This is a genomic window from Nocardia brasiliensis NBRC 14402 (assembly GCF_000308475.2).
Classification (GTDB): domain Bacteria; phylum Actinomycetota; class Actinomycetes; order Mycobacteriales; family Mycobacteriaceae; genus Nocardia; species Nocardia brasiliensis.
This window is the reverse complement of the sequence record NZ_BAFT02000110.1, coordinates 399,930-422,643: the sequence shown is the minus strand read 5'-3', so window position 1 is coordinate 422,643 and position 22,714 is coordinate 399,930. Positions and strand designations below refer to the sequence as shown.

Here is a 22,714-nt window from a genome sequence, read left to right as displayed (position 1 = left end):
CACATCAGTCCGGCGCGCAACCTGGACGGCCGCACCGGCACGAGAATCGCCACTCCCCAAAACCTCCACCGCCCAACCTGACTCAGCGCACCAGTCGACGCACCCGACCATTGACGTGCAACACCATCACAGGTAGCCGCTACGCCCAAAACGGTCGGCAAGTTCGAAGAATGGCTTCGAGCATCGCATGAGTCGCACCGAGTCGGCGCGGTCCGAGCGACGCCGAGCTGCCCGCAGTCACCGCGGCCCAAGCGACAACGAGGTACCAACCAAGTCACCGCGGCCCGAGCGAGGCCGACCTGCCCAAAAGGCCACCACCCAACCGCTCCACACGCCACACGAACTGGGAAACAACGAGTTTCGCTCACGCGACTCCGGTCTTCCGCCGCTTGACGTCACCACGCAAGCGACACCGTGCCCGACCTGGCACCCACTGCACCACAGGGGGACTCGCCGCTGCCGCCGCAGTCCAAGCCTCGCGAAGCTGCCACCGGAGTCTCCACACGCACACGAACTGGGGCTCAAAGGATTCCTCCCACACGGCTCCTGGCCTGAGCCGCCTGACCCAACGCGCTCGCGATGTCGTCCCCGATCTGGCCAGCACCAGCTGCGCCGCGATCGCGGACTCGCCGCTGCCGACGCGGTCCGAGCCCTGCGAAGCTGCCGCTGGAGTCTCCACATGCCACATGAACAAGGGCACACAGGGGATTCCGCTCATGCAACTCCCGGCCTCGGCCGCCTGACCCACCGGGCCAACTGTGCCGAGCCGGACCTGGCCAGGAACAATTGTGCCGCGGTCGCAGGATTCGCTGGTGCCTGGTCGGGCGCGGTGGGCAAACACGCATCCAGGGGATACACCGGCTCACACCGCGGATCCCATGCCGCGGTCATTGGCGAGAACTCGACACCACCCCGAAAGTTGGCTGCAGCGAACAACTCTCGGGAGCTGAGCGGCAGCACTACCCCGCGCCGCGTGACCTGTTCCACCACCTCGATCACCATCGCGACGACCTCGGCCGTTTCCGGACTCCGGTTGTGTCTACCGCTGCGACGTTCGCCGAGCCGGTCGATCCGCATGAGACGGCCCGCGTCGTCGTGCTCGACCATCGTCACCGCGCTCACCAGCCCGTAACCCGTTCGAGCCGGGACCGCGGACACCCGCCACGCGGCGGCGTACACTGCCGGATGCAAATCGGTGACCGCACGGGTACCCGCAGGCCCCAGATGCACCAACTCCCCACACTCGCCGTAGATCCCGAGCAAGCCCGACTCGGTGAACACGATGTCGCCCGGTCGCACCGCCAGCCGCCGCAGCGCGACCGCCATCACCGGCAACTCGAACCTGATCTCGGCGGGCAACGGCAGGTCGATCGCCTCGAACGCCGCACGCACCAGCCACCCTTGCGACCCCTCATACGGAAACACCAGCCGATCAACCGCCCGCAGCGCCGCCAACCCCGGCACCGCCGCCCGCCCCGCAACCTCGACCAGCCGACTCGCCGCCCCCATCGCCCGCTCGTAAGCTGCGACAACCTGTTCCGTCGAACGTGCCCCCTCCGGCTCTCCCACCAACCCCGAACCCGCTGGCTCTTCCGCCGACCCCGAACTGTGCGGCTCTTCGTTCGACCGCGAACCCTCCAGCCGTTCCGTAGACCACCGCCCTTCACGCTCGTCCGCCGACTTCCAGCCCTCCGGATCGACAGGATGGGGCGGCGCAACGTCGGCATAACTCGGCACGACGTCGGCGGCGCACAGCGCACCCTCAGCAGCGCACGACGCAACGTCGGCGCGGCACAGCGCACCGTCAGCAGCGCACGACGCAACGTCGGCAGGGTCGGAAGCGATGCTCACCGGCCGCAGGGGCCGGTCCGGGAGCTGGCGGTTGGAGTCCGGACGAGCCCCGCTCGGGAGGTCCGGCCTGTGCTGCAGGGGCACCGACGCCCAGGTGATGCGGCGCGTCGTGCGGATTTGATCCGGTTGTACCGGTTGAGGATTCGGGTTGCCGGTGCCGAGCAAGAGTGCCGTGCCGCTGCCTGCATACAGGGCGAGGCCGCCGTCGTGTCGGATGAGAATGTCGCCTGGTTCGGCCTGGTTCAACGGCACCGGCACTCCGGCTTCGGCCTGCTCTCCGGCCCGCGTGTGCAGGGCGATGCCGGCTGCGTCGTATGCCCGGCGCACCAGGCTCGCTGCAGCGGTGTGATCGTCGTGCCGCACACCACTTTCGAGTTCCGCATGCACCATCCGCAAGGCCATGCGTCCCGGTGAGATCCGCACGCCCGAATCCCGCACGGCACTGCCCACCCAGCGGCCGGAGCGGTCAGTCAGCGAGACATCGGTCGCTCTGCGGCCCGGCTGCCACTCCTCCGCCGGGAACGGCTCGTACACCGCAGGCGACAGCAGCGTGATGAACTGCTGGCCGACCGCAGCGAAACCTGTTCGCGGCGTGCATGATCGCGCCAATCCGTGCCATAGACCCGGACGGTCGGGCGTGCCGAGACCGGTGCCCTCCGGCCTACCGTATTCCGGTATCCCACTGATCTGCGTGGTGGCGCTCGCGGATCGCCCAGGTGCGTGGTGGCCCAGGCTTTCCGGCGGGGCCGGTTGCTGCTTGCGCGGTCCGGGCTTGCCTGCCTCCGGATACCTGCGTCTGATCTCCGCGCAGCGCTCGACCGCGAACCGCACCAGCTCGGGCGCGAGGCCGCAGTGCACCAGATACCGTTGCAGGAGTTCAGGTTTGGGGAAACTCAGGTAGTCCGGGGCACCGGCGTAGTTGTACACCGTCTGTTTGCCGGGCCGGCCCGCGCAACGTTTCACGATGTCCGCCCTGGACCGTCCCGAGTCGCGCTGCGCCGCCGCGGTCATTGCCAGGAACTCGACGCGCAGTTCCGGGTAGGCGGCCGCGTCGAGGTCGAGGGTGCAGCCCAATTCGGCGCCGAGCCGCGCCAACTCGGCGCTCAACGCGCCGAAAAGCGGTCAGTGACACCTGAATCCGGACGTAGCGCATGATCGAGCCCCGCGAAACGCCCAGCTCTCCGGACAAGACCGGTCACGTCAACTCCTCAACCTGTGGAACGGGGGAGTTCGCGGGCCGCGAGCCGATCACCTCGATCAGTAACTCCTGGGTCGGGATCCATCACCAGATGGGTTCCCGCCCGACGAGCTTCGCGTGCCCCGCGAACCCCCAAAGCATTGTGGGTGCAGCCCAATTCAGGGACTTCTGCGACGCAGTGCGCTACCAGCCAGTTACGGTTGGCGCGGCCCCCCCACTGCACCAGGGGCTGCCACCAGTCTCCCACTCCGGAACGTTCCTCGGCCACCCTTCGCGAGCAAAAATCACAAATGTGTAACTACGCGCTCAACGAACGCGGCGCTCACCCAGCCAAATGCCGTCGACCAGCGGTTTACCTCCGATGAACGGACCACCGAACTCGGCCCGAAATCGACCAACGGTGTCCAAATGGACAGATATGTTGCACGCCAACGCAAGTATCCGTGCATTGCACACCCTCCCCGACACTGCACACAGTGCAACCTCTTCTGAACCGATCGATCAACACCCCCAGGCTGGACCCCCATACCGAGCACGGCACCCTTATCAGCAACAGCAGAGCGATCGACACTCACGGCAGATACGCGCCCCAGAAGGCTGGACGCTAAGGCTGCAACACCCAGCGGGAAGGCAACCCATCCGCGACGGAACGGCCGCCGAGCACACCTCGGCAGACAGCCCGTATCAAAGCAGTTTGTCGCTGTAATCGACTCCCGTACAACAGATCTCACGCAGAATGCAGATCGATCACAGCACCGAAATCAGCAACGCACTGCGCCCTGGGTCCCCGCCCTCCTTCCTTCTAAAATGCGAGCGACGTCGGGAGAGCAGGCCCTTCTGCGAGCAGACCGCCGTGAACGAGCGTCCCGTCTACGGCACAACCTTCGTCCCATAGGCGGACTGTGTCCACGATCCTGGCCGCCGCACCACGCCGTTCCCGTCAGCCACGCACGCCGCGGCGGCAAATCAGGCTACGTCCGCAGCGTGGGCTGCGGCACCACGCAGTCTGCGTCGGCAACGCACGCTGCGTAGACGGTGCGGGCCACGTCCGCCGCACGGGTTGGAGCCGCAGTGTGGGCCACGGTACCAACGCATTTCGCGTAGAAAACGCAGGCTACGCGGACACTCAGGCACCGTCGCAAATCCAGGCCCCCGCCGAGGGTGCAGGCTGTGGTAGCAACATGACCCTCGCCCCTCGGGCGGAACTCGACCGCGGTGTCGGCTGTGGCCACGGCGGAGGCTGCGGCGGCAACGCGCGCTGAGGTAGCGGGGCAGGTCGCGGCAGCGGTGTGGGCCGCGGCGCCACTGCAATTCGCGTCGGCAATGCACGATGTGTCCACGGTGCGGGGGGCGCCGAGAATGCAGGCGTCGCAAACGGCGACCACGTCGAGGGCGGGGGTTGCGGCGGCAGCATGACCTTCAGCGCAGGGGCGATCTCCGGCGGAAGCGCAGGCCCCGCCGGCGAACCGGACGGCGCCGGCCAGCCGGGCCCCACCTGCTGAACAGACCGCACCCGCGAAGCAAGTTGCGTCGGCACCCCAGGCTGCGGCGGCAGCGTGACCCTTGTCGCAGGGGCGATCTCGGGCAGAAATGCTGACCGCGTCCGCGTGCCAGGTCGCATCGGTGATTGGGGCCCCGCCTGCGGTGCAGACGGCGGCGACGCTCCGGACACCATCCACGATGCAGATCCCGGCGACGCTCCGGGCCCGACCGACAGCGCAGACCGCGGCGGAACTCCCGACCCCATCCACGATGCAGATCCCGGCGACGCTCCGGATCCCACCGACAGCGCAGACGGTAGTGGTGCTCCGGACACCGCGGGTGGCACAGACTGTGGCATCGGTGCGGGCTGGGGCAGCAGAACAGGCGGCGTGGTCTGCGGTCTCGGAGTTGCACCGAGGGCCGCGCGGGCGGCGCGGGCCAGTGCGGTGGCGGTCGGAAAGCGTTCGGCGGCAACCTTTGCCATGCCTCGACGGATTACGGCGTCCATGGCGGGTGGGACCGTCGGCCGCAGTGTGCTGGGGCGCGGCGGCGGGTCGGTCAGTTGGCGGTGGATCACCTCGCCTGTGGTCGCGGCGGGAAATGGGGGTAGACCGGTGAGTGCTTCGAAGAGCACTCCGGTGAGCGCGTAGATATCGGAACCCGCGGTGACGGAGGTGGCCGTGAAACGCTCCGGTGCTCGATAGGCGCAGGCCTCGACGTTGGCTCCGGGCCCGGAATCGGCGGCCGGGTGGGCGATTCCGAAATCGCTGAGGTAGGCGGCACCGCCAGGGGTGAGCAGGATATTGGCCGGTTTCACATCGGCGTGGACCAGCCCGACCGCGTGCGCGGCGTCCAATGCGGCGGCTATCTGCTCGATGACGGACACGGCCTGTTCCGCGGTGACCGGACCGCGCCGCAGCACGGTGTGCAGGTCGGTGCCGTCGATCAAACGCGTCGCGGCGAACAGCACACCGTTGATCACGCCCCAGTCGTGGATCGGGACGATGTACGGCGCGGCGAGCTGTGCGGCGAGCGCGGTCTGCCTGCGAAAGTTGGCCTGGTAGGCCGGATCCAGTGCCACCGCCTCCGACAGGAGTTTGACCGCGACCCGCCTGCCCTGGACAGTGTCGAAAGCCTCGTAGACCTCACCCATCCCGCCCTTGCCCACGAGCGACCGCAGGCGATAGCGCCCGAACCGTGCCCCGGTGCGCCGCCCGAGCGACCGCGGGCGAGCCGCGAAAGGCTGCTCGCCGCCGCCTTTGGCAGCTTGTCTCCGCTCGTTGTTGATCCGGTCGATGATCTCGTAGGCGGGCACCGGGCGACGCTCCGGCTCCGGGCCGAACCCGACGGAATCCGCCTGCACCGAACCGGGTTTCGGTGCCGACGTGATGCCGACCAGCAGCTCGTGCATGTTGCGCGCCTGCGGCCTGCGCCGAGGCAATCTCGGCAGCGGCGGGGTCGAGATGTCGATCAAATCCCTCGCGGTCAACGACGGTTCCCCGGCACCTGCGCCGCGCGTTGCGGATTCGCGTGGCGTTGTCGGCGCACCGGTCTCGTCTCCGTGCGGCGGTTCCACCAGCGCGGCGGCGGCGTTGCCGAACAGGTGGACCAGGGCGGCCGTGGTCAGGATGCCAGCCAGTACCGCCCCCGACACCGGGTAACCGGAGATACCGACCCACCCTCCTGCGGCGGTGCCCATCACCACGCAGACCGTGCATTCCATCGGCACGTCGGTGAGCAGGAGACGCACTCCGCGCATGCTCAACGACGCGAGCCACCAGCCGGTCCACACCAGACCCACAGTCCCGGCGACCGTTCCGGCCGCCACGGAGTCACCGGCATGCGGGACGACCGTCGCGATCGCCGCCACCGCCACACCCACCATCGCCACTGCCGCAGGCGCATTCGCCAGCCGGTGATATGCCGTGCGGCGGTTCCGCTCGACGGCACCCAGCCCCACCATGACCAGCGCGCACAGTAGTGCCACCAGATATGCCACGGTCACCGGCCCGGCCAGCGTCCGATCCGGGCCGGCGAGCGCGTGCAGCACCACGATGATCAGCGCGGCCGACCCGAGCACCGTCAGAACCGAGCTGACCTGCCACGATCGGCGCGCACACCGCGAATCCTCGCGAACCGAACCAACTTTTGCACCAGGCTCCGCCCCCGCGCCCGATGCCGCACTGCGGTCGGCGACCAATTCGTGCGCGTGATCGAGCGCAGGCTGTTTCACTGTGGACGCGGCGCCAGTCCACGTCGGACGCGTCACCGAAGGGCCAGGCTCCGCCGACACCTGCACAGAACTCATCGACGCAGACGCAGAACCCGTTGGCACCGGAGTGACCAACGCTCGCCCTCGACCTGGCCCGACCTGCACAGAACTCGCCGGTGCCGGAACGGGATCCGCCGAATTGTGCACAGCACCACCCGAAACCTGCACAGGAACCGCCGCCACTGGCCGGAAACCCGGCGACAGCTGCGGACTCTGCGGCGACACCGAACCCGGCGGTCCGGGCGCATCGATCGGCGGCAGCTGTGCAGAATCCGACGGCGCCGCAACCTGACTTGTCGGCATTTGCACGGCACTCGGTGGGACCGAATCGGGACACACCGGTACCTGTGCAACAGTCGGCGACACCTGCAGAGGGCCTGCCGACATCGCCACCGAACCGGTCGAACCCTGCCCACGACCCGAAGGCGTCGACAAGGGCGCAGGGCTCGCCGGCACCTGGTCCGGCGGTACCTGGACACGGCCCGGCCACGCGAATGCACCGACAGGCGGAACGTGCGAAGAATTCGGCGGCAGCTGAGAAGGTTTCGGCGGCACCGCGATCAGACTCGCCGCTTCTTGCACAGGGTCGGCCAGCGCCTGAACAGGATTCGGCGACACCTGCACAGGGCTCCCCGACGTCGCGAACGGACCTGTCGGCTCCCGCCCACGTCCCAGCTGTGCCGACACGGGACCGACAACATCCGGTGTAGAACTCAGCAGCTCCGACACCACACTCGCCCGCGTCACAACCGGACTTGCCGACCCGCGCCCCGGCTGCGACGGCGCGGAACTGACCGAACTCGGCAACGCCGACGCACAGTCCATCGTCACCGTCCCTGAGCCCACCTCGCCACCCTCCTGCGCGACTTGGACTTTCACCTTCTTCGGCGCAGGCGGGGTGGGCTTGGCACGTGCCGCGTCGAGTCGCTCCCACAGCGCCAGTACGTGGACGAGCTGGTCGGGGGTGAGTTTGCAGTAGCGGAAGATCGCCTCGACTTGGACGCGGTTGCGGGGCAGCGCGGTGTAGCCGGGTCGCAGCCAGTTGTAGACGGTGCTGCGGGAGATGCCGGCGTAGGAGCTGAGCTGGCCGGGGGTCAGGCCGGATGCGGTATGTGCGGCGCGCAGGATCGCCAAGAACTCCTCGGGGGTTTCCGCTTCGAGCTCGAGGGCATCGAGGGCTTCCCGGACTGCGGTGGACGTCGCCGTGTTCACCGGTCGCGATGCCGATGATCCAGGGCTTCGGGCGATGCGGCGCACCGCCGTCCGGCCGTCGCGCCGACGTTCGTGGATAGCAGACCGTCGATGGTCACGAGCACTCCTCAAGTCCGGCAAGGAGTTCTGCGGGCGGCGGGATCGCGGCCGACCGCGGTACGCGGCGGGCCACGATGCACCGGTCGAGCGAAGCGATCTTCCTGCGTCACGGACTCCACGCTGTGGTTCACGAATACGTCAGTCGAAGGCAGCGCCAATTCTTTCACGGTTCGACCGACCGTATCCAGCCCTATTGACCCGAAGATGCCCCCGCCGAACACAATTCATGTACAACTCGGTCCAAACGAGGGCCCTACCTGCAGGTTCATTTATTATCGCGCACCGTCCACAGAGTTCATTGGACCGTAGATGGACGCGTTTGGAATTCCAACAAATCCATTGTTACCCAGTGATTTTGCAATTGCATTTGCATTCCCACTCGGCTGTGCATACTCGATCGCGACCATCAAGCCCGGTCGTGCAGGGTGACCTGATAACCGTCGGGATCGGCGAAGGTGAAGGTCCGGCCGAACGGCCCGTCGATCGGTGCGGCGACAATCGTATGCCCGTCGGCGACGAGCGCATCGTGGATCGCTTGGACATCCGTGGCGTGCAACCAGATCGCGGCCCCGATGCCGGGCTGCGCCACGGAGGCGAGATCGGTGCCGGGAACGAGGTCGCGGAGTGCGAACGCGATCGGCTTCGTCTCGAAGACGACCGCGTGCGGCGGTCCGGCCGCGGAGCGGACGAGGCCGAGGTACTGCTCGTAAAACGCCTGCGACGCCGCGAGGTCGCGCGCTTGGAGCGAGATGAAGTCGGGGCCGGTGACGGGCATGATGATGCTCCTTCGTTGTGTGTCAGTCTTCTGACACGACTCAACCTATGTCAGAATACTGACATGAGTCAAGACGGGGTCGACCTGCAGACGTCACTGGGCTACCTGTTGAAAGAGGCATCGAGTGCGCTCCGCACGGCGATGGAGGAGGTGCTGCGCCCACTCGGAATGAGCGTGACCCACTACTCCTGCCTCGAGCTGCTGGCGCAACGACCGGGCCTGTCGAACTCCGAACTCGCACGGGGCGCGTTCGTCACCCGGCAGACGATGAACGTGCTGCTCCAAGCTCTGGAACGCGACGGCTACGTGACCAGGCCCGCGGCGGCGCCCGTCGGCAAGGTGCTGCCCACACGGCTCACCCCCCGTGGACGGCGAAGCCTCGAGCAGGCGTCCGCCGCGGTCCGTTCCGTCGAACTCAGAATGCTGGCCGGGCTGAGCGACACCGAGCAGTCAGGCGCGTTCCGGATCTTGCAGAGCATGATCCATTCCCTGCGCGCGGGCGACGCGACGAATCGCTAGACCAGCCAGGCCGCGGCGTTCGGCGGAAGGTGACCGCCGTCGAGCGGGATGCTGGCCAGCAGCACGTCGCCGGGCGGCAATTGGGTCGGCGTGTTCGAGGCGTTCAGCACACAGACCAGTCCACCCGGGCGGCGGAAGGCGAGACAGCCGGGCGGGCTGCCGTACCACTCGATCCGGTCCCCCGCGAACTCCGGCCGCATGCTGCGCAGGTCGATGGCCATCCGATACAGCGACAGGGTGGAACCGAGTTCTTCCAACTGCGCCTCGACCGTCTGGTCCGCCCAGCCGACCGGCATCGGCAACCACGGTGTGCCGGTGGTGAATCCGAACGGCGGCGTGTTGCCCTCCCACGGAATCGGCACCCGGCAACCGTCGCGACCGCGTTCGGTGTGCCCGGACCGCTCCCACGCCGGATCCTGGAGCACTTCGTCCGGCAGATCGTCCACGTTCGGCAGGCCGAGTTCCGCACCGTTGTAGATGAATACGGCTCCGGGCAGGGCGAGTTCGAGCATGATCATCGCGCGGGCCCGTGCCACCCCTTCGGGGCCGCCGCCGTACCGGGTGACCTCACGTTTGATGTCGTGATTGGACAGCGTCCAGGTGGGCACGGCCGCCACCGGAGCGACCGCGGCGAGCGAATTGTCGATCGCGTCGCGCACGCTGTCCGCGTCGAACGTGGTCTCGGCCAGCCGGAAGTTGAACGCCAAGTGCAGTTCGTCGGCGCGGACGTATTCCCCGAACCGGACGTTGTCGTTGACCCACACCTCGCCGATGGACACCGCTTCGGGGTATTCGTCGAGCACCTTGCGAATACGGCGGTGGATCTCGTGCACCGCCGGATTGTTGAAACGCAGATCGTCGTCATCGTTGACGAGCAGCGCGGAGGTGACCTTCGCCATATCCGGCAGGCCTTCCGGCTTGGCCATCCCGTGCGCCACGTCGAGCCGGAAGCCGTCGACGCCGCGGTCCAGCCAGAAGCGCAGCGTCTTCTCGAAATCGGCGGCCACCTCGGGGTTTTCCCAGTTCAGGTCGGGTTGCTCGGACGCGAAGATGTGCAGGTACCACTGGCCGGGCCTGCCGTCGGACTCGCGAACCCTGGTCCAGGCCGGCCCGCCGAAGATGCTCGGCCAGTTGTTCGGCGGTTCGTCACCATTAGGCCCGCGGCCGTCGCGGAAGATATAGCGGGCCCGCTCAGGACTGCCCGGCCCCGCCTCGAGCGCCGCGTGGAACCACGGATGCTCGCTGCTGGTGTGGTTCGGCACCAGGTCCATCGTGATCTTGATCTGGCGGTAGTGCGCCTCGGCGATCAGCTCGTCCATCGCGGCCAAGCCGCCGAACATCGGATCGATATCGCGCGGATCGGCGACGTCGTAGCCACCGTCGGCCATCGGTGACCGCATCACGGGGCACACCCACAGCGCGTCGACGCCCAGCAGTTCCAGATAGCCGAGCTTGTCCCGGATCCCGCCGAGATCACCGACGCCGTCGCCGTCGGAATCCGCGAAGGAACGGGGATATACCTGGTAGAACACGGCCGACCGCCACCATGGTTGGGTGGTGCGATCCACCGTCGCCGGCCCGGCTGGTGTATCAGTCACACAGCCAATAGTGCCAAAGATCTACGGTAAAAACCCTTAGGCGGAGCAGCAATCTCGACTTCGGGCAAATTGCCAGCGAGCGCGCGAACACTCCGGCCAGGACGGGAACTACCTCGGGCCGTAGGGGTGGGCGCGCGAAACGACCTCACCAGGGTGCGTTCATCAGCGAATTCGCCGCCATCTCCAGGTAGTCGAGTAGGGCCTTACGATGCTCGTCGTCGAGCAGCTCGGGTTCGATCTCGGCGACGGCGATTCGCATGCACCGCAGCCACGCGTCGCGCTCGATCGGCCCGATCACGAACGGATGGTGCCGCATCCGCAGCCGCGGATGACCCCGCTCCTCGGAGTAGGTGCGCGGACCGCCCCAGTACTGCTCGAGGAACATGCGCAGCCTGCGTTCCGCGGGGCCGAGATCCTGTTCGGGGTAGAGCGGGCGGAGCACCTCGTCGGCCGCCACCTCGCGGTAGAACGAGGCGACGATCCGCCGGAACGTTTCCGCCCCGCCGACCGCCTCGTAGAACGACGTCGTCGGCTCGCCCGCCGTTGCCGCTGCTGCCTGCTCGCCCGAAGTCATAGACCCTCTCGATTCGCTGGATGCGCCACAACCATTGTGCGGCCTCCCGAGCCCACCGTCACCTTGCCCCCATCCCGGAAGCCGATAACTCCTCAGCTGAGCACCGGCGCCGGCAAGTGCGGCCTGAGCGCTCCGTACTGGGCCTTGAAGCCCGCCCACATGGCCGTTTCCGGCGGTGGAAAATCGCGGAGCGGTGGCTCTTCAGCCACAGTTAACCGGACATTGTTGAAAATCACCGTGCAATGGCCGTCGTTCCATGGTCAACTGAGTGGCAATCTCTGCCGAGCTAACAGCATGATCCTGCCAATCATGAAATTGAGGTCCAGATGAAGCAGCGGCACAGCGCCAGGTCACACGAGGCGCGGACACACCGACAACTCCAGCCCGCCGACGTCCACAATCGTGGGTCGGGGGCTACTCCGCTGCATATCTTGTCCGATCATTATCCGGGCGCGCATCACGGTCATTCCGATCATGCGCACCGCTGCGCACCGCCGCCCAGTGAGACTCCGAGCTGGTTGAAGCGCCGGGTGCTGCTGCTGAACGCCACCTACGAGCCGCTCACCGCCCTGTCCGCGCGCCGCGCGATCGTCCTGCTCATCTGCGACAAAGCCGACACCGTCCACCATGACGCCGAAGGTCCGGTAGTCCATTCCGCCGAATCCGCCGTGACCATTCCCTCGGTGATCCGCCTGCGCAGTTATGTCCACGTGCCGTATCGGGCCCGTGTCCCGATGACCCGCGCCGCCCTCATGCATCGCGACCGCTATCGCTGCGGTTACTGCGGAAGCAAAGCCGAAACCATCGACCATGTGATTCCGCGCAGCCGGGGCGGCGAACACTCCTGGGAGAATTGCGTCGCCAGCTGCGCGCCGTGCAATCACCGCAAGGCCGACAAACTGCTGAGCGAACTGGGGTGGACGTTGCGTTCGCCGCTCGTCTCGCCGAAGGGTCCGCACTGGAGGTTGCTGTCCACGACGGCCGATCTCGACCCGGTCTGGTTGCAGTACCTCGGCGAGGGCGCGGCCTGACCGCCCCGTAATCGGCGAACCCGCCAGTGGCTCACGGGTATTCGTTCACCAGCACGGCCCAGGTGCCAGGCTCGAGCGCCTCGAAGACGTGCGGCAGATCGCCTGGATACGAGGTGTAGTCACCAGGGTGCAATTCGACGGGCTCGTCGGACAGGCCGACCAGAGCGCGGCCGGCCGCGAGCAGGACGTGCTCGACCACGCCCGGCATATGCGGGTCGGAGCTGCGCGCATGCCCCGGCTCGGCGGTCACCCGGAACAGGTCGCGGCGCGAACCCGGCGGACTGGCCGCCAGCAGCGTGGCGCGATAGTCGGAACGTTCGGCGGCCAGCACCGGGCCCTCCCCCGCCCGGATCACCTGGACCCGCGGCCGCGGCGGATCGAGCAGGCGCGAAAACGGCATGTCCAGCGCGACGCACAGTGCCCAGAGGGTCTCGATGCTCGGGTTGCCGGTGCCCGATTCCAATTGCGACAGTGTGGACTTCGCGACCCCGGCGCGGCTCGCGACCTCGGTGAGGGACAACCCGGCCCTGGCGCGTTCGCGTCGCAGCGCGACCGCGATCATCGCCTGCGGCGTCGTCACCGTCGGTTCGTCCTGCGCCATCCCCAACTCCCGTCACGTAGCAGACCGCTCAACAGAAAACCATATTGACGAACCGGACGACCATGTTCACTATAAACAACATGCGTTCGATATGGCGAACACTCGGCCGGGACACGTGCACCGGGATCGCGGCGGTGGTCCTCGCGGTCTGGGTGATCGGCGTCTCGTATGGCGCCACCGCAGTGACCAGTGGCCTACCGGCCTGGTTGCCCATCGCCCTCGGCTTCATGGTGCTGGCGGGCGGCGCCGAGTTCCTGTTCATCGGGATCGTCGCGGCGGGCGGCAGCCCGATCGCGGCCGTACTCGCCGGACTGGTGGTGAATGCCCGGCACCTGCCGTACGGACTGTCGGTGCCGGACGTGGTCGGGACCGGCTGGCGCCGAATGTTCGGCGTGCATCTGATGAACGACGAATCCGTGGCGATGGCTCTGGCCCAACCCGATGCCGAACGTAAGCGTGCGGCCTACTGGGCCACCGGTTTCGGCGTGCTGCTCGCCTGGCCGAGCGGCGCCGCGATCGGCGCGCTGATCGGGTCGGTCGTGCCCGACACCTCGATCCTCGGGCTCGACGCGGTGTTTCCCGCGGTACTGCTCGCGCTGGTCATTCCGTCGCTGGCGGACCGCGCGACGTTGCGCGCAGTGCTGGTCGGTGTGGCTCTGGCCCTGACCAGCGCGCCCTTCCTGCCCGCCGGAATGCCGGTGCTGGTGGCACTTTTGGGCGTGCTGGTAGCGATACCGCGACGAGACGACGAGACACCCGCGCCGGAGCAGGCGGTCACGGTACCCGAACGCACATTCACGAATTCGGAGGCGAAGTGCGAATGATGCTGGTGGCCGGAATGTTCGCGCTGGCCGCGGGCACCTTCGCGTTCCGCTGGGCCGGGCCGGCGTTGCGCGAACGTATTCGCTTCCCCGCGCGAACCGTTCGCGTCCTCGAGGTCGGCGCGGTGGTGCTGCTCGCCGCACTCGTGGCGGTGACCGCACTACCCGCAGGGACCGGTCACCTCGGATTCGCTTTACCCACAGGCGTTCTCGTCGCCGGAGTGCTGGCCTGGCGCAAGTTGCCGATCCTGGTGATCATCCTCGCGGCCGCCGGGACCACCGCGCTGCTACGCTTCCTCGGCGTCGCCTGATCGACGAGATCCGTTGCGCACCCGAGCATTCGGTGCCCCGACTGCTCGGGTACGCGCGATCAGCTCGGAGACAGGGAGATACCGCCGCCGAGGCGACGGGCGACCGAGCCGTAGCGAGCGTCTATGCGCAGCCAGGTGCGGCTGGCCCGGACCCGGACGATCTCGGTGGGCATGATCCGCCGAGAGTCCGCCTTGTCGCCCGAATGCGGGATGAAATCCATTGCGGTGAGCGCGAAGACGACCCGCATCGGAACCTGCACCTGGGTGCCCGCCCCGGACACGGTCAGCACCGTCTGGTCGAGCAGCGAGGCGGGCGGGCCGTGGCTGCTGCCGTGCTCCTTCGCCAACTGCGCCCCTTGCTCGGCCAGTTCGACCAGGGTGCGGGCCGGAACGTCATCGATGTGCGCGAAACCGTCCGGCGGCGGCAGCGCCCCGCGCCAGGCGGAATCCATCGAGTACCCGAGATCGATCGGCAGGCCGGAGCCCAGACCGGTCAACACCAGCTCGGCGTCGACGGTGACATCGTCGACCCCGAGTTCGGCGACCACGGTGCGCACCGCGAGCGTCTCGAAACCCGTTGCCACCCAGGCCGAAACGTACTGCGCCCCGCGGCGGCGGATACGTACCACCGCCGCGGGGTCCAGCCGCACGGACCGAGTCAGGAACGTCGCGAGATTCTCCCGCTCCGCCGGATCGGACACGTGCAACACACGTTGTTCTGACATCACGACTGTGCTGGATCAGTCGTTACGCCATTGCGCGAGATAATCCCGCTCGTCATCGGTGAGCCTGCGCAACCGCTGCGCCTGCATGTCGAACGCGGCGATCTGCGTGGATGCGATCACCGCCGGCGGCGAGTCCGGGGCCGCGGCGGCGGCCCGCACCTCGTAGCCGATGGTGAAGTCGACGGCCCGCAGCTGCTCGATCCACATGGCGATATCGAGCGGGGTGTCCTCGTGCCGCAGCTGACCGCGGTAACGGACCCGCAGGTCGGCGAGGACGCAGCCCGTGCCGAGCGCGGCGGTCGGCCGGCCCGGCTCGAGCAGCCACGGGATGCGCGCTTCCTCCAGCAGGGTCACCATGCGGGCATGGTTCACATGCTGAAAAGCATCCATGTCCGACCACCTGACCTCGACCTGGGTGTGGAAACGCTTGGGCAGCACGGCTTGGCCGCCCTGCGCCTTCCCGTGACCGTTCAACGGACTCGTCACCGTGCTGCTACCTCCGACTGGGCGCCCACCCCGCTCACCATGCTTCGCACCTGCCGCGCTGCAACCGACAGCGTGGCGAGATCGTGGGTTCCGGACTCGAACAACTCCGACAGTGCGGCACGGGCACGCCCGAGCCTGGACTGATTCTTCGACTCCCAGTATGCAATCTTCTCGTCGGCGCTCTCCTCCGGGTCTCCGGCGGAGAGCACGTCCAGGGTCAGCGAGCGCAGCGAGGCGTACATGTCGTCGCGCAGCGCGAGCCTGGCCAGCGAGTGCCAGCGGTCGCCGCGTTCCAGGTGGCTGACCGCCTGCAACAACCAGTCGATCTTGAGGTGCTCGTTCAGCGCGTAGTAGAGCGCGCCGACCTCGTCGCCGTCCCGATCGGTGATATCGGCGATATCCACGATGTCCAGCAGCGGGAACAGGTTGAGCAGCCCGAACACCTCGGTGGCCAGGTCGGTCGGCGCCCCGCGTGCGATCAGCTCGGCCGACTGATCGGTGAGCGTCGAGACGTGGTGCCCGCGCAGCCAGCCCGGCACCTTCGGCGCCAGTTCCTGCACGTCCCGGCAGTACCGGTTGATCTCGGCGCCGACCGCGATCGGCTGCGGCCGGTTGCTCAGGAACCACCGCGACGCCCGGTCCAGCGTGCGCTTGGTCTCCAGTTCCAGCAGGTCACGCACCGATGTGGTGGCGTCGGCCGCCCGGATCCGCGCCCACATCTCCGGCAGGCCGAAGATCTCGGTGGCCGCCGCGAACGCGCGCACCGAGTCGGTGGCGGTGGCGCCGGTCTCCTCGCTCAACCGGTGCGCGTAGGTGATGCCGCCGTAGTCCACCATCTCGTTGACGATCATCGTGGTGAGGATCTCGCGACGCAGCCGGTGCTTCTTGATCGCCGCACCGAACCGGTCGCGCAGCGGCGTCGGGAAGTAGTCCGGCAGCCGGGTGGTGAAGTACGCGCTGTCCGGCAGGTCCGTCTGGAGCAGGTCCGCCTTGAGCGAAAGCTTCACGTGCGCCATCAGATTCGCCAGCTCGGGCGAGGTCAGGCCCACACCCTCCTCGAGCATGCGCTGCATCTGCGCCTCGGAGGGCAGCGCCTCCAGTTCGCGGTCCAGGCCGCGACGCTCTTCGAGATCGTCGATCAGACGCATGTGCACGTTCAGCATCTGCGGCGCGTCGGTGCGCGAGATACCCATCAGGAAGTTCTGCGCCACATTGTCTTCGAGCACGATCTGCGCGACCTCGTCGGTCATCGAGGCGAGCAGCGGGTTGCGATCCGGCTCCGCCAGTTCGCCGCTGCTGACGACACCGTCGAGCAGCACCTTGATGTTGACCTCGTGGTCGGAGCAGTCGACGCCCGCCGAGTTGTCCAGCGCGTCGGTGTTCATCTTGCCGCCGTTGCGGCAGAACTCGATCCGGCCGAGCGCCGTCGCACCCAGGTTGCCGCCCTCGCCGATCACCTTGACGCGCAACTGGTTTCCGTTGACCCGGACCGGATCGTTGGACTTGTCGCCGACGTCGGCATTGGATTCGGTGCTCGACTTGATGTAGGTGCCGATGCCGCCGTTCCACAGCAGCTGCGCCGGAGCGAGCAGGATCGCACGCACCAGCTCGGGCGGCGACAGCGATTCCACATCGTCGCCGAGGCCCAGGGCCTTTCGCGCTTGCGGGCTGATCGGCACCGACTTCACCGTACGGTCCCAGACGCCGCCGCCGGCACTGATCAGCTTGGCGTCGTAATCCGCCCACGACGAGCGCGGCAGCTGGAACATGCGCTGCCGCTCGGCGTAGGACGCCGCCGTGTCGGGGTTCGGGTCCAAGAAGATGTGCCGGTGATCGAACGCGGCGAGCAGGCGGATGTGCTCGGAGAGCAGCATGCCGTTGCCGAACACGTCACCGCTCATGTCACCGATACCGACGACAGTGAAATCCTCTGTCTGCGTGTCGATATCCATCTCCAGGAAGTGGCGCTTGACGCTCTCCCAGGCGCCCTTGGCGGTGATGCCCATCGCCTTGTGGTCGTAGCCCGCCGAACCACCGGAGGCGAACGCGTCGCCGAGCCAGAAGCCGTAGCGCTTGGCCACGTCGTTGGCGATGTCGGAGAAGGTGGCCGTGCCCTTGTCCGCGGCGACGACCAGGTAGGTGTCGTCGCCGTCGCGACGGACCACCCGGGCCGGCGGCAGCACCTTGCCGGTGGCGCGATCGACGTTGTCGGTCACGTCCAGCAGGCCGGAGATGAAGGTCCGGTAGCAGGCGACGCCCTCGGCGCCCAGGGCCTGCCGATCCGCGACCGGATCACCCGTGGCGGCCGGCGGCTGCTTCACCACGAAGCCACCCTTCGCGCCGACCGGGACGATCACCGCGTTCTTCACGGCCTGCGCCTTGACCAGGCCGAGCACCTCGGTGCGGAAATCCTCGAGCCGGTCGGACCAGCGCAACCCGCCGCGCGCGACCGGACCGAACCGCAGGTGCACACCTTCGACCCGGGGCGAGTACACGAAGATCTCGAACTGCGGCCGCGGCTTGGGCAATTCGCTGATCTCGCGCGGCTCGACCTTCATCGACAGGTAGTCGCGCGGCATGCCCTCGGCGTCGGTTACGTAGTAGTTGGTACGCAGCGTCGCCCGGATCAGGTTGAGGATGGCGCGCAGGATGCGGTCGGCATCCAGGCTGACCACCTCGTCGATCCGGCCGCGCACCTGGGTCTCGAGTTCGGCGGCGTGCTCGGCCGAAACGGTGTCCGGGTCGAACCGCGCACCGAACAGGTCGACGAACAGCCGCGCCACATCCGGATAGGTGAGCAGCACCCGGGAGATGTTCGCCTGGCTGTACGGGAAGCCCGCCTGCTGCAGGTATTTCGCGTAGGCCCGCAGGATCGAGACCGCACGCCACGGCAGCCGGGCGCGCAGCACCAGCTCGTTGAGGCCGTCGGCTTCGGCCCGGCCGTACCAGGCCGCCTCGAACGCCTCGGTGAACCGCTCACGCAGGCCGCGCACTTCGGCCTCGAGCACCGCGGCGCGCTTGGACGACTCCAGCAGTTCCGCGTCCAGGTCCCGGTCGAGCGCGCTGCGCAGCAACTCCGGGCGGGCCAGCAGACCGAAGTCGTAGATCCAGCGCTCGCCGCCGCTGCTCGGGTCGCCACCCGGCTGCGGTTCCAGCTCCAGCTGGTAGGGCCGCTCGTCGACGACCTCGACGCCGAGGCTCTGCAAGACCGGCAGCACCTGGCTCAACGAGATGCCCGCGCCCCCGACGTAGAGGGAGAAGCGCCAGCTCCCCGGATCCGAGCCCGCATTGCGGTACAGGTACTGGTCGATGCCGCCGTCGCGCAGGTGCTCGAGCCGGACGATATCGGCCAGCGCGCGGTCGGCTTCGAAATCTTCCTTGTAGGCGTCCGGGAAGGCCACGGCGTAGCGCTGCACCACCGCCGGGTCCAGCATCGTCGAGGTGCTCACCTCGTCGTTCAGGTGGTCTTCCCAGGTGCGGCTCGCCTCGGCGAGCAGGCCCTGGATGCGCAGGCGGTTGGCCTCGGAGGTGTCCGCCGCCGGTGCCGCCGCGTAGCGCGGGGCGCCGTGCTCGGCCGCGGGCATGCGCACGGTGAAATACACACTGGCCAAATCGCTTTCGGCGACCCGGGCGGAGTAGTCGATATCGACACCGCCCAGTTCCCGAACCAGGATCTCCTGCATTTCCAGGCGCACCCGGGTGGTGTACCGGTCACGCGGCAGGTAGACCATGCAGGCCACGAAGCGGCCGTAGCCGTCGGCGCGCAGGAACAACCGCACCTGCCGGCGCAGGCCGATGTTCAGCACCGCCACGGCGGTCTTGCGCATCGTGTCGTCGTCGGAGGAGAACAGCTCGGTGCGCGGGAAGGACTGGATGACCTCGAGCATCGCTTGCCCGGAGAAGGAGTCCAGATCGAACCCGCTCTCCTCGATCACCGAGCGCACGCGCCGCTCGATCACCGGGATGTCGAGCACGTTCTCGTGCACGGCGGTGACCGTGAAAACGCCGATGAACAGGTGCTCGCCGACGATGGTGCCGGACTCGTCGAAATCGGCGACCCCGATGAAGTACGGGTAGACCGAGCGGTGCACGGTGGCCGGGACCAGACCCTGGGTCAGGATCAGCAGCGGCCGGTCGAGCGCGTTGATCGGCACCTGGAAATCGGTGCCGACGTCGGGCCGCAGCACGCCGAGGCAGGTGCCGGGCAACGCGTTGGAGGATTGCTGTTCCTGGTCCGAACTCAGCCGGTAGCGGGCGTACCCGAGCACGGTGAAGTTTCCGCTGGCCAGCCAGCGCAGCAGGTTCGCGGTGTCGATCAGGTCGGTATCCGAGAACGGCGCCTTGCCGGACTTCGCGGCCAACTCCAGGTCCTCGGCCAGCTTGCTCTGGACGTCTTTGATCGCTTCTGTGTCGCCGATGACCTGGCGCACGTCGGCGATCACATTCGGCAGGCCGGATTCGATCCGGCTCAGCTGCGCCCGGCTGGTGGCCGGGTGCAGTTGCAGATGCATCCACGACTCGCGCAGTCCGGCCGTGCCGTTGCCGTCCACCTCGTGCGGGGCGGCTTGTTCGAGGCGTCCGTCCGCGTCGCGCTCGACCTCGAAAATCGGATGGATAACTTCGCTCACGCTCACGCCGAGCCTGCTCAGCGACGCGGTGACCGATTCGACCAGCAGCGACATGTCATCGGTGACGACCTGTACCGCCGCGCCGAGGCCGGAGCTGTCATCCGGGTGGTACACCCGTACTAGTGCCCGGCCGGCCGGACGGTGCATGGCCAATTCCATGTGCCGCCGGAAGATCTGTGTGATGCCGGTGATCGCGCAGTCCACATCGCCAGCGTCGACGTGGCGGAAATACGCCTCCTCGAGGGTCGCCAGTTCGCCGCGCAGTGCCTGCGGCAAACCAGCGGCCCACGCCGCACTGGACAATTCGGACGAGACCGTCATTTTTTCGCCAACTCCTCGGATTCGGTTCCGTAACAAAGCGACGCCGGTCCGAGAGTAGCTGTACGTCGAAGACGCGGGGGTGAAATCCCTTCCAATCCTGGGGTGTTCACCACAACCGCCGTGTTCGCCACGCGATTGCCGATCTCGAACGGATGATCTCGGCACACAGCATCGTTCGGACCCACGAACGTCAGGTGTGCGCGACAGGTGCTTTCCGCGGCGGCAACGGGGCCGAAGCACCTCGGTTCAGCTCGGCCACCACCTCGGCGGTGCGGACCGCCGACTGCTCGAACTGCGCCTTCGCATTCACGTATCCCACCCTAGCGAGATCCGCGCGGGTCGTGTGCGCGGGCCGGTCGCCGTTGTGCCGGATCCGAGACAGTGCGTTGGGAGTACTTTCGGTATCACTCACCGGGGTAGGTGCGCGGCGCACCTACCCCGAGACGACCGGTATCAGTCGCGAGTGAGCTTGCGGTGCGTGACGCGGTGCGGGCGAGCCGCTTCGACGCCGAGGCGCTCGATCTTGTTGGCCTCGTACGCCTCGAAGTTGCCCTCGAACCAGAACCACTTGGCTTCGCTGTCCGAATCGCCCTCCCACGCGAGGATGTGGGTGCAGGTCCGGTCCAGGAACCAGCGGTCGTGCGAGATGACCACGGCACAACCGGGGAACTGCTCGAGCGCGTTCTCCAGCGAGCCGAGCGTTTCCACGTCCAGGTCGTTGGTCGGCTCGTCGAGCAGGATCAGGTTGCCACCCTGCTTGAGGGTCAACGCCAGGTTCAACCGGTTGCGCTCACCACCGGAGAGCACGCCCGCGGGCTTCTGCTGATCCGGGCCCTTGAAACCGAACGCGCTGACGTAGGCCCGCGACGGCATCTCCTGGTTGCCGACCTGGATGAAGTCCAGGCCCTCGGAAACCACCTGCCACACATTCTTCTTCGGGTCGATGCCCGCGCGGTTCTGGTCGACGTAGCTCAGCTTGACCGTCTCGCCGATCTTCACCGTGCCACTGTCCGGCGCTTCCAGGCCGACGATGGTCTTGAACAGCGTCGTCTTACCGACACCGTTCGGGCCGATGACGCCGACAATGCCGTTGCGCGGCAACGTGAACGACAGATCCTTGATCAGCTGCCGATCGCCGAAACCCTTGTCCAGATGCTCGACCTCGACGACCACGTTGCCCAGGCGCGGGCCCGCCGGAATCTGGATCTCCTCGAAATCCAACTTCCTGTGCTTATCGGCCTCCGCCGCCATCTCCTCGTAGCGGCCGAGGCGCGCCTTGTTCTTCGCCTGCCGCGCCTTGGCGCCCGAGCGCACCCAGGCCAGTTCGTCCTTGAGCCGCTTCTGCAGCTTCTGATCCTTCTTGCCCTGCACCTCGAGTCGCTGGGCCTTCTTCTCCAGGTAGGTGGAGTAGTTGCCCTCGTACGGGTAGGCGCGGCCGCGGTCCAGTTCGAGAATCCACTGGGCCACGTTGTCGAGGAAGTACCGGTCGTGCGTGACGGCGAGGACGGCGCCCGCGTACGCGGCCAGGTGCTGTTCGAGCCAGAGCACACTCTCGGCGTCGAGGTGGTTGGTGGGCTCGTCGAGCAGCAGCAGGTCGGGCTTGCTCAGCAGCAGTTTGCACAGCGCGACGCGGCGGCGCTCACCACCGGAGAGGTTGGTGACCGGCTCGTCCGGCGGCGGGCAGCGCAGCGCGTCCATGGCCTGCTCCAGCTGGGAGTCGACGTCCCACGCGTCCGCGTGATCCAGGTACTCCTGCAGCTTGCCCATCTCATCCATGAGCTCGTCGGAGTAGTCGGTGGCCATCAGCTCGGCGATCTCGTTGAAGCGATCCAGCTTCACCTTGACCTCGCCGAGGCCCTCCTCGACATTGCCGCGGACCGTCTTCTCCTCGTTGAGCGCCGGCTCCTGCATCAGGATGCCGACGGTCGCGTCGGTCGCCAGGAACGCGTCGCCGTTGTTCGGCTGGTCCAGTCCGGCCATGATCTTCAGGACACTGGATTTACCAGCACCGTTCGGGCCGACGACACCGATCTTGGCGCCGGGAAGGAAGTTCAAGGTGACATCGTCGAGCACGACTTTGTCGCCGTGCGCCTTGCGAACCTTCTTCATCGTGTAAATGAACTCAGCCATACAGGGAAGCCTATCGGTAAGGGGATCAACGATTACGCCCCACTGCCCCACCCTCGCAGCTCACGGGCCCGTACATTCAA

At 67.4% G+C, this 22,714-nt stretch carries 14 protein-coding genes; 4 read left to right on the top strand and 10 right to left on the bottom strand.

The features are described 5' to 3' along the window. Nucleotides 1–714: 714 nt before the first annotated feature. The 3 genes from TY25_RS38150 to TY25_RS38140 form a co-directional block, all read right to left on the bottom strand. The gene (locus TY25_RS38150; RefSeq protein WP_042264703.1) at nt 715–2,958 is read right to left on the bottom strand and encodes a C40 family peptidase; all 2,244 of its coding nucleotides are present in this window, start codon (nt 2,956–2,958) and stop codon (nt 715–717) included. Nucleotides 2,959–4,175: 1,217 nt separating this feature from the next. Next, nucleotides 4,176–6,611 carry a serine/threonine-protein kinase gene (locus tag TY25_RS41090; RefSeq protein WP_146154058.1) on the bottom strand — a complete coding sequence of 812 codons (2,436 nt, stop codon included), beginning with the start codon at nt 6,609–6,611 and terminating at the stop codon, nt 4,176–4,178. 1,909 nt (nt 6,612–8,520) lie between these two features. After that, nucleotides 8,521–8,889, bottom strand: a complete 369-nt coding sequence (locus TY25_RS38140) for a VOC family protein (RefSeq protein WP_042264701.1) — start codon at nt 8,887–8,889, stop codon at nt 8,521–8,523. A gap of 63 nt (nt 8,890–8,952) precedes the next feature. On the opposite strand from TY25_RS38140, the gene TY25_RS38135 reads away from it, so the two are divergent. Beyond that, on the top strand, nt 8,953–9,408 hold the full coding sequence (locus TY25_RS38135; RefSeq protein ID WP_042264699.1) for a MarR family winged helix-turn-helix transcriptional regulator: 456 nt from the start codon (nt 8,953–8,955) through the stop codon (nt 9,406–9,408). Here TY25_RS38135 and TY25_RS38130 read toward each other — a convergent pair. Then, entirely contained in the window at nt 9,405–11,006 is a 1,602-nt protein-coding gene (locus tag TY25_RS38130; protein WP_370466222.1) for a glycoside hydrolase family 13 protein, read from the bottom strand. The genes TY25_RS38135 and TY25_RS38130 overlap by 4 nt on opposite strands. A 145-nt stretch (nt 11,007–11,151) precedes the next feature. Next, the gene (locus tag TY25_RS38125) at nt 11,152–11,580 is read right to left on the bottom strand and encodes a globin (RefSeq protein WP_042264695.1); all 429 of its coding nucleotides are present in this window, start codon (nt 11,578–11,580) and stop codon (nt 11,152–11,154) included. A 326-nt stretch (nt 11,581–11,906) separates the two neighbouring features. Between TY25_RS38125 and TY25_RS38120 the strand changes: the two genes are divergently transcribed. Continuing rightward, nucleotides 11,907–12,611: an HNH endonuclease gene (locus TY25_RS38120; protein ID WP_172595765.1), complete on the top strand. Its 705-nt coding sequence runs from the start codon at nt 11,907–11,909 to the stop codon at nt 12,609–12,611. A gap of 31 nt (nt 12,612–12,642) precedes the next feature. Here the strand turns inward: TY25_RS38120 and TY25_RS38115 are convergent, their stop codons facing one another. After that, a complete protein-coding gene (locus tag TY25_RS38115) occupies nt 12,643–13,212 on the bottom strand; it encodes a helix-turn-helix domain-containing protein (RefSeq protein WP_042264693.1) in 570 nt (189 codons plus the stop codon). Between the two features lie 80 nt (nt 13,213–13,292). On the opposite strand from TY25_RS38115, the gene TY25_RS38110 reads away from it, so the two are divergent. Together TY25_RS38110 and TY25_RS38105 are read left to right on the top strand one after the other, a co-directional pair. Next, on the top strand, nt 13,293–14,036 hold the full coding sequence (locus TY25_RS38110) for an AzlC family ABC transporter permease (RefSeq protein ID WP_042264691.1): 744 nt from the start codon (nt 13,293–13,295) through the stop codon (nt 14,034–14,036). Next, nucleotides 14,033–14,344, top strand: a complete 312-nt coding sequence (locus TY25_RS38105) for an AzlD domain-containing protein (RefSeq protein ID WP_042264689.1) — start codon at nt 14,033–14,035, stop codon at nt 14,342–14,344. Before TY25_RS38110 ends, TY25_RS38105 begins: the two co-directional genes overlap by 4 nt. 59 nt (nt 14,345–14,403) lie before the next feature. Here TY25_RS38105 and TY25_RS38100 read toward each other — a convergent pair whose 3' ends face one another. The 4 genes from TY25_RS38100 to ettA all read right to left on the bottom strand — a co-directional run bounded on the left by TY25_RS38100 (nt 14,404) and on the right by ettA (nt 22,634). Then, entirely contained in the window at nt 14,404–15,069 is a 666-nt protein-coding gene (locus TY25_RS38100; RefSeq protein ID WP_042264687.1) for a DUF8185 domain-containing protein, read from the bottom strand. A gap of 15 nt (nt 15,070–15,084) precedes the next feature. Beyond that, complete coding sequence (locus tag TY25_RS38095; RefSeq protein WP_256656734.1) at nt 15,085–15,543, bottom strand: acyl-CoA thioesterase; 459 nt, start codon at nt 15,541–15,543, stop codon at nt 15,085–15,087. An 8-nt stretch (nt 15,544–15,551) separates the two neighbouring features. Continuing rightward, entirely contained in the window at nt 15,552–20,504 is a 4,953-nt protein-coding gene (locus TY25_RS38090; protein ID WP_042264684.1) for an NAD-glutamate dehydrogenase, read from the bottom strand. Nucleotides 20,505–20,957: 453 nt separating this feature from the next. After that, on the bottom strand, nt 20,958–22,634 hold the full coding sequence (gene ettA / locus TY25_RS38085) for an energy-dependent translational throttle protein EttA (protein ID WP_014982533.1): 1,677 nt from the start codon (nt 22,632–22,634) through the stop codon (nt 20,958–20,960). Nucleotides 22,635–22,714 lie beyond the last annotated feature (80 nt).

Excerpts from the sequence above, each read along its gene's own strand:
- ettA (WP_014982533.1), bottom strand. The coding sequence starts at position 22,634 with ATGGCTGAGTTCATTTACACGATGAAGAAGGTTCGCAAGGCGCACGGC.
- TY25_RS38100 (WP_042264687.1), bottom strand. The coding sequence starts at position 15,069 with ATGTCAGAACAACGTGTGTTGCACGTGTCCGATCCGGCGGAGCGGGAG.
- TY25_RS38105 (WP_042264689.1), top strand. The coding sequence starts at position 14,033 with ATGATGCTGGTGGCCGGAATGTTCGCGCTGGCCGCGGGCACCTTCGCG.
- TY25_RS38125 (WP_042264695.1), bottom strand. The coding sequence starts at position 11,580 with ATGACTTCGGGCGAGCAGGCAGCAGCGGCAACGGCGGGCGAGCCGACG.
- TY25_RS38135 (WP_042264699.1), top strand. The coding sequence starts at position 8,953 with ATGAGTCAAGACGGGGTCGACCTGCAGACGTCACTGGGCTACCTGTTG.
- TY25_RS38090 (WP_042264684.1), bottom strand. The coding sequence starts at position 20,504 with ATGACGGTCTCGTCCGAATTGTCCAGTGCGGCGTGGGCCGCTGGTTTG.
- TY25_RS38115 (WP_042264693.1), bottom strand. The coding sequence starts at position 13,212 with ATGGCGCAGGACGAACCGACGGTGACGACGCCGCAGGCGATGATCGCG.
- TY25_RS38120 (WP_172595765.1), top strand. The coding sequence starts at position 11,907 with ATGAAGCAGCGGCACAGCGCCAGGTCACACGAGGCGCGGACACACCGA.
- TY25_RS38140 (WP_042264701.1), bottom strand. The coding sequence starts at position 8,889 with ATGCCCGTCACCGGCCCCGACTTCATCTCGCTCCAAGCGCGCGACCTC.
- TY25_RS38110 (WP_042264691.1), top strand. The coding sequence starts at position 13,293 with ATGCGTTCGATATGGCGAACACTCGGCCGGGACACGTGCACCGGGATC.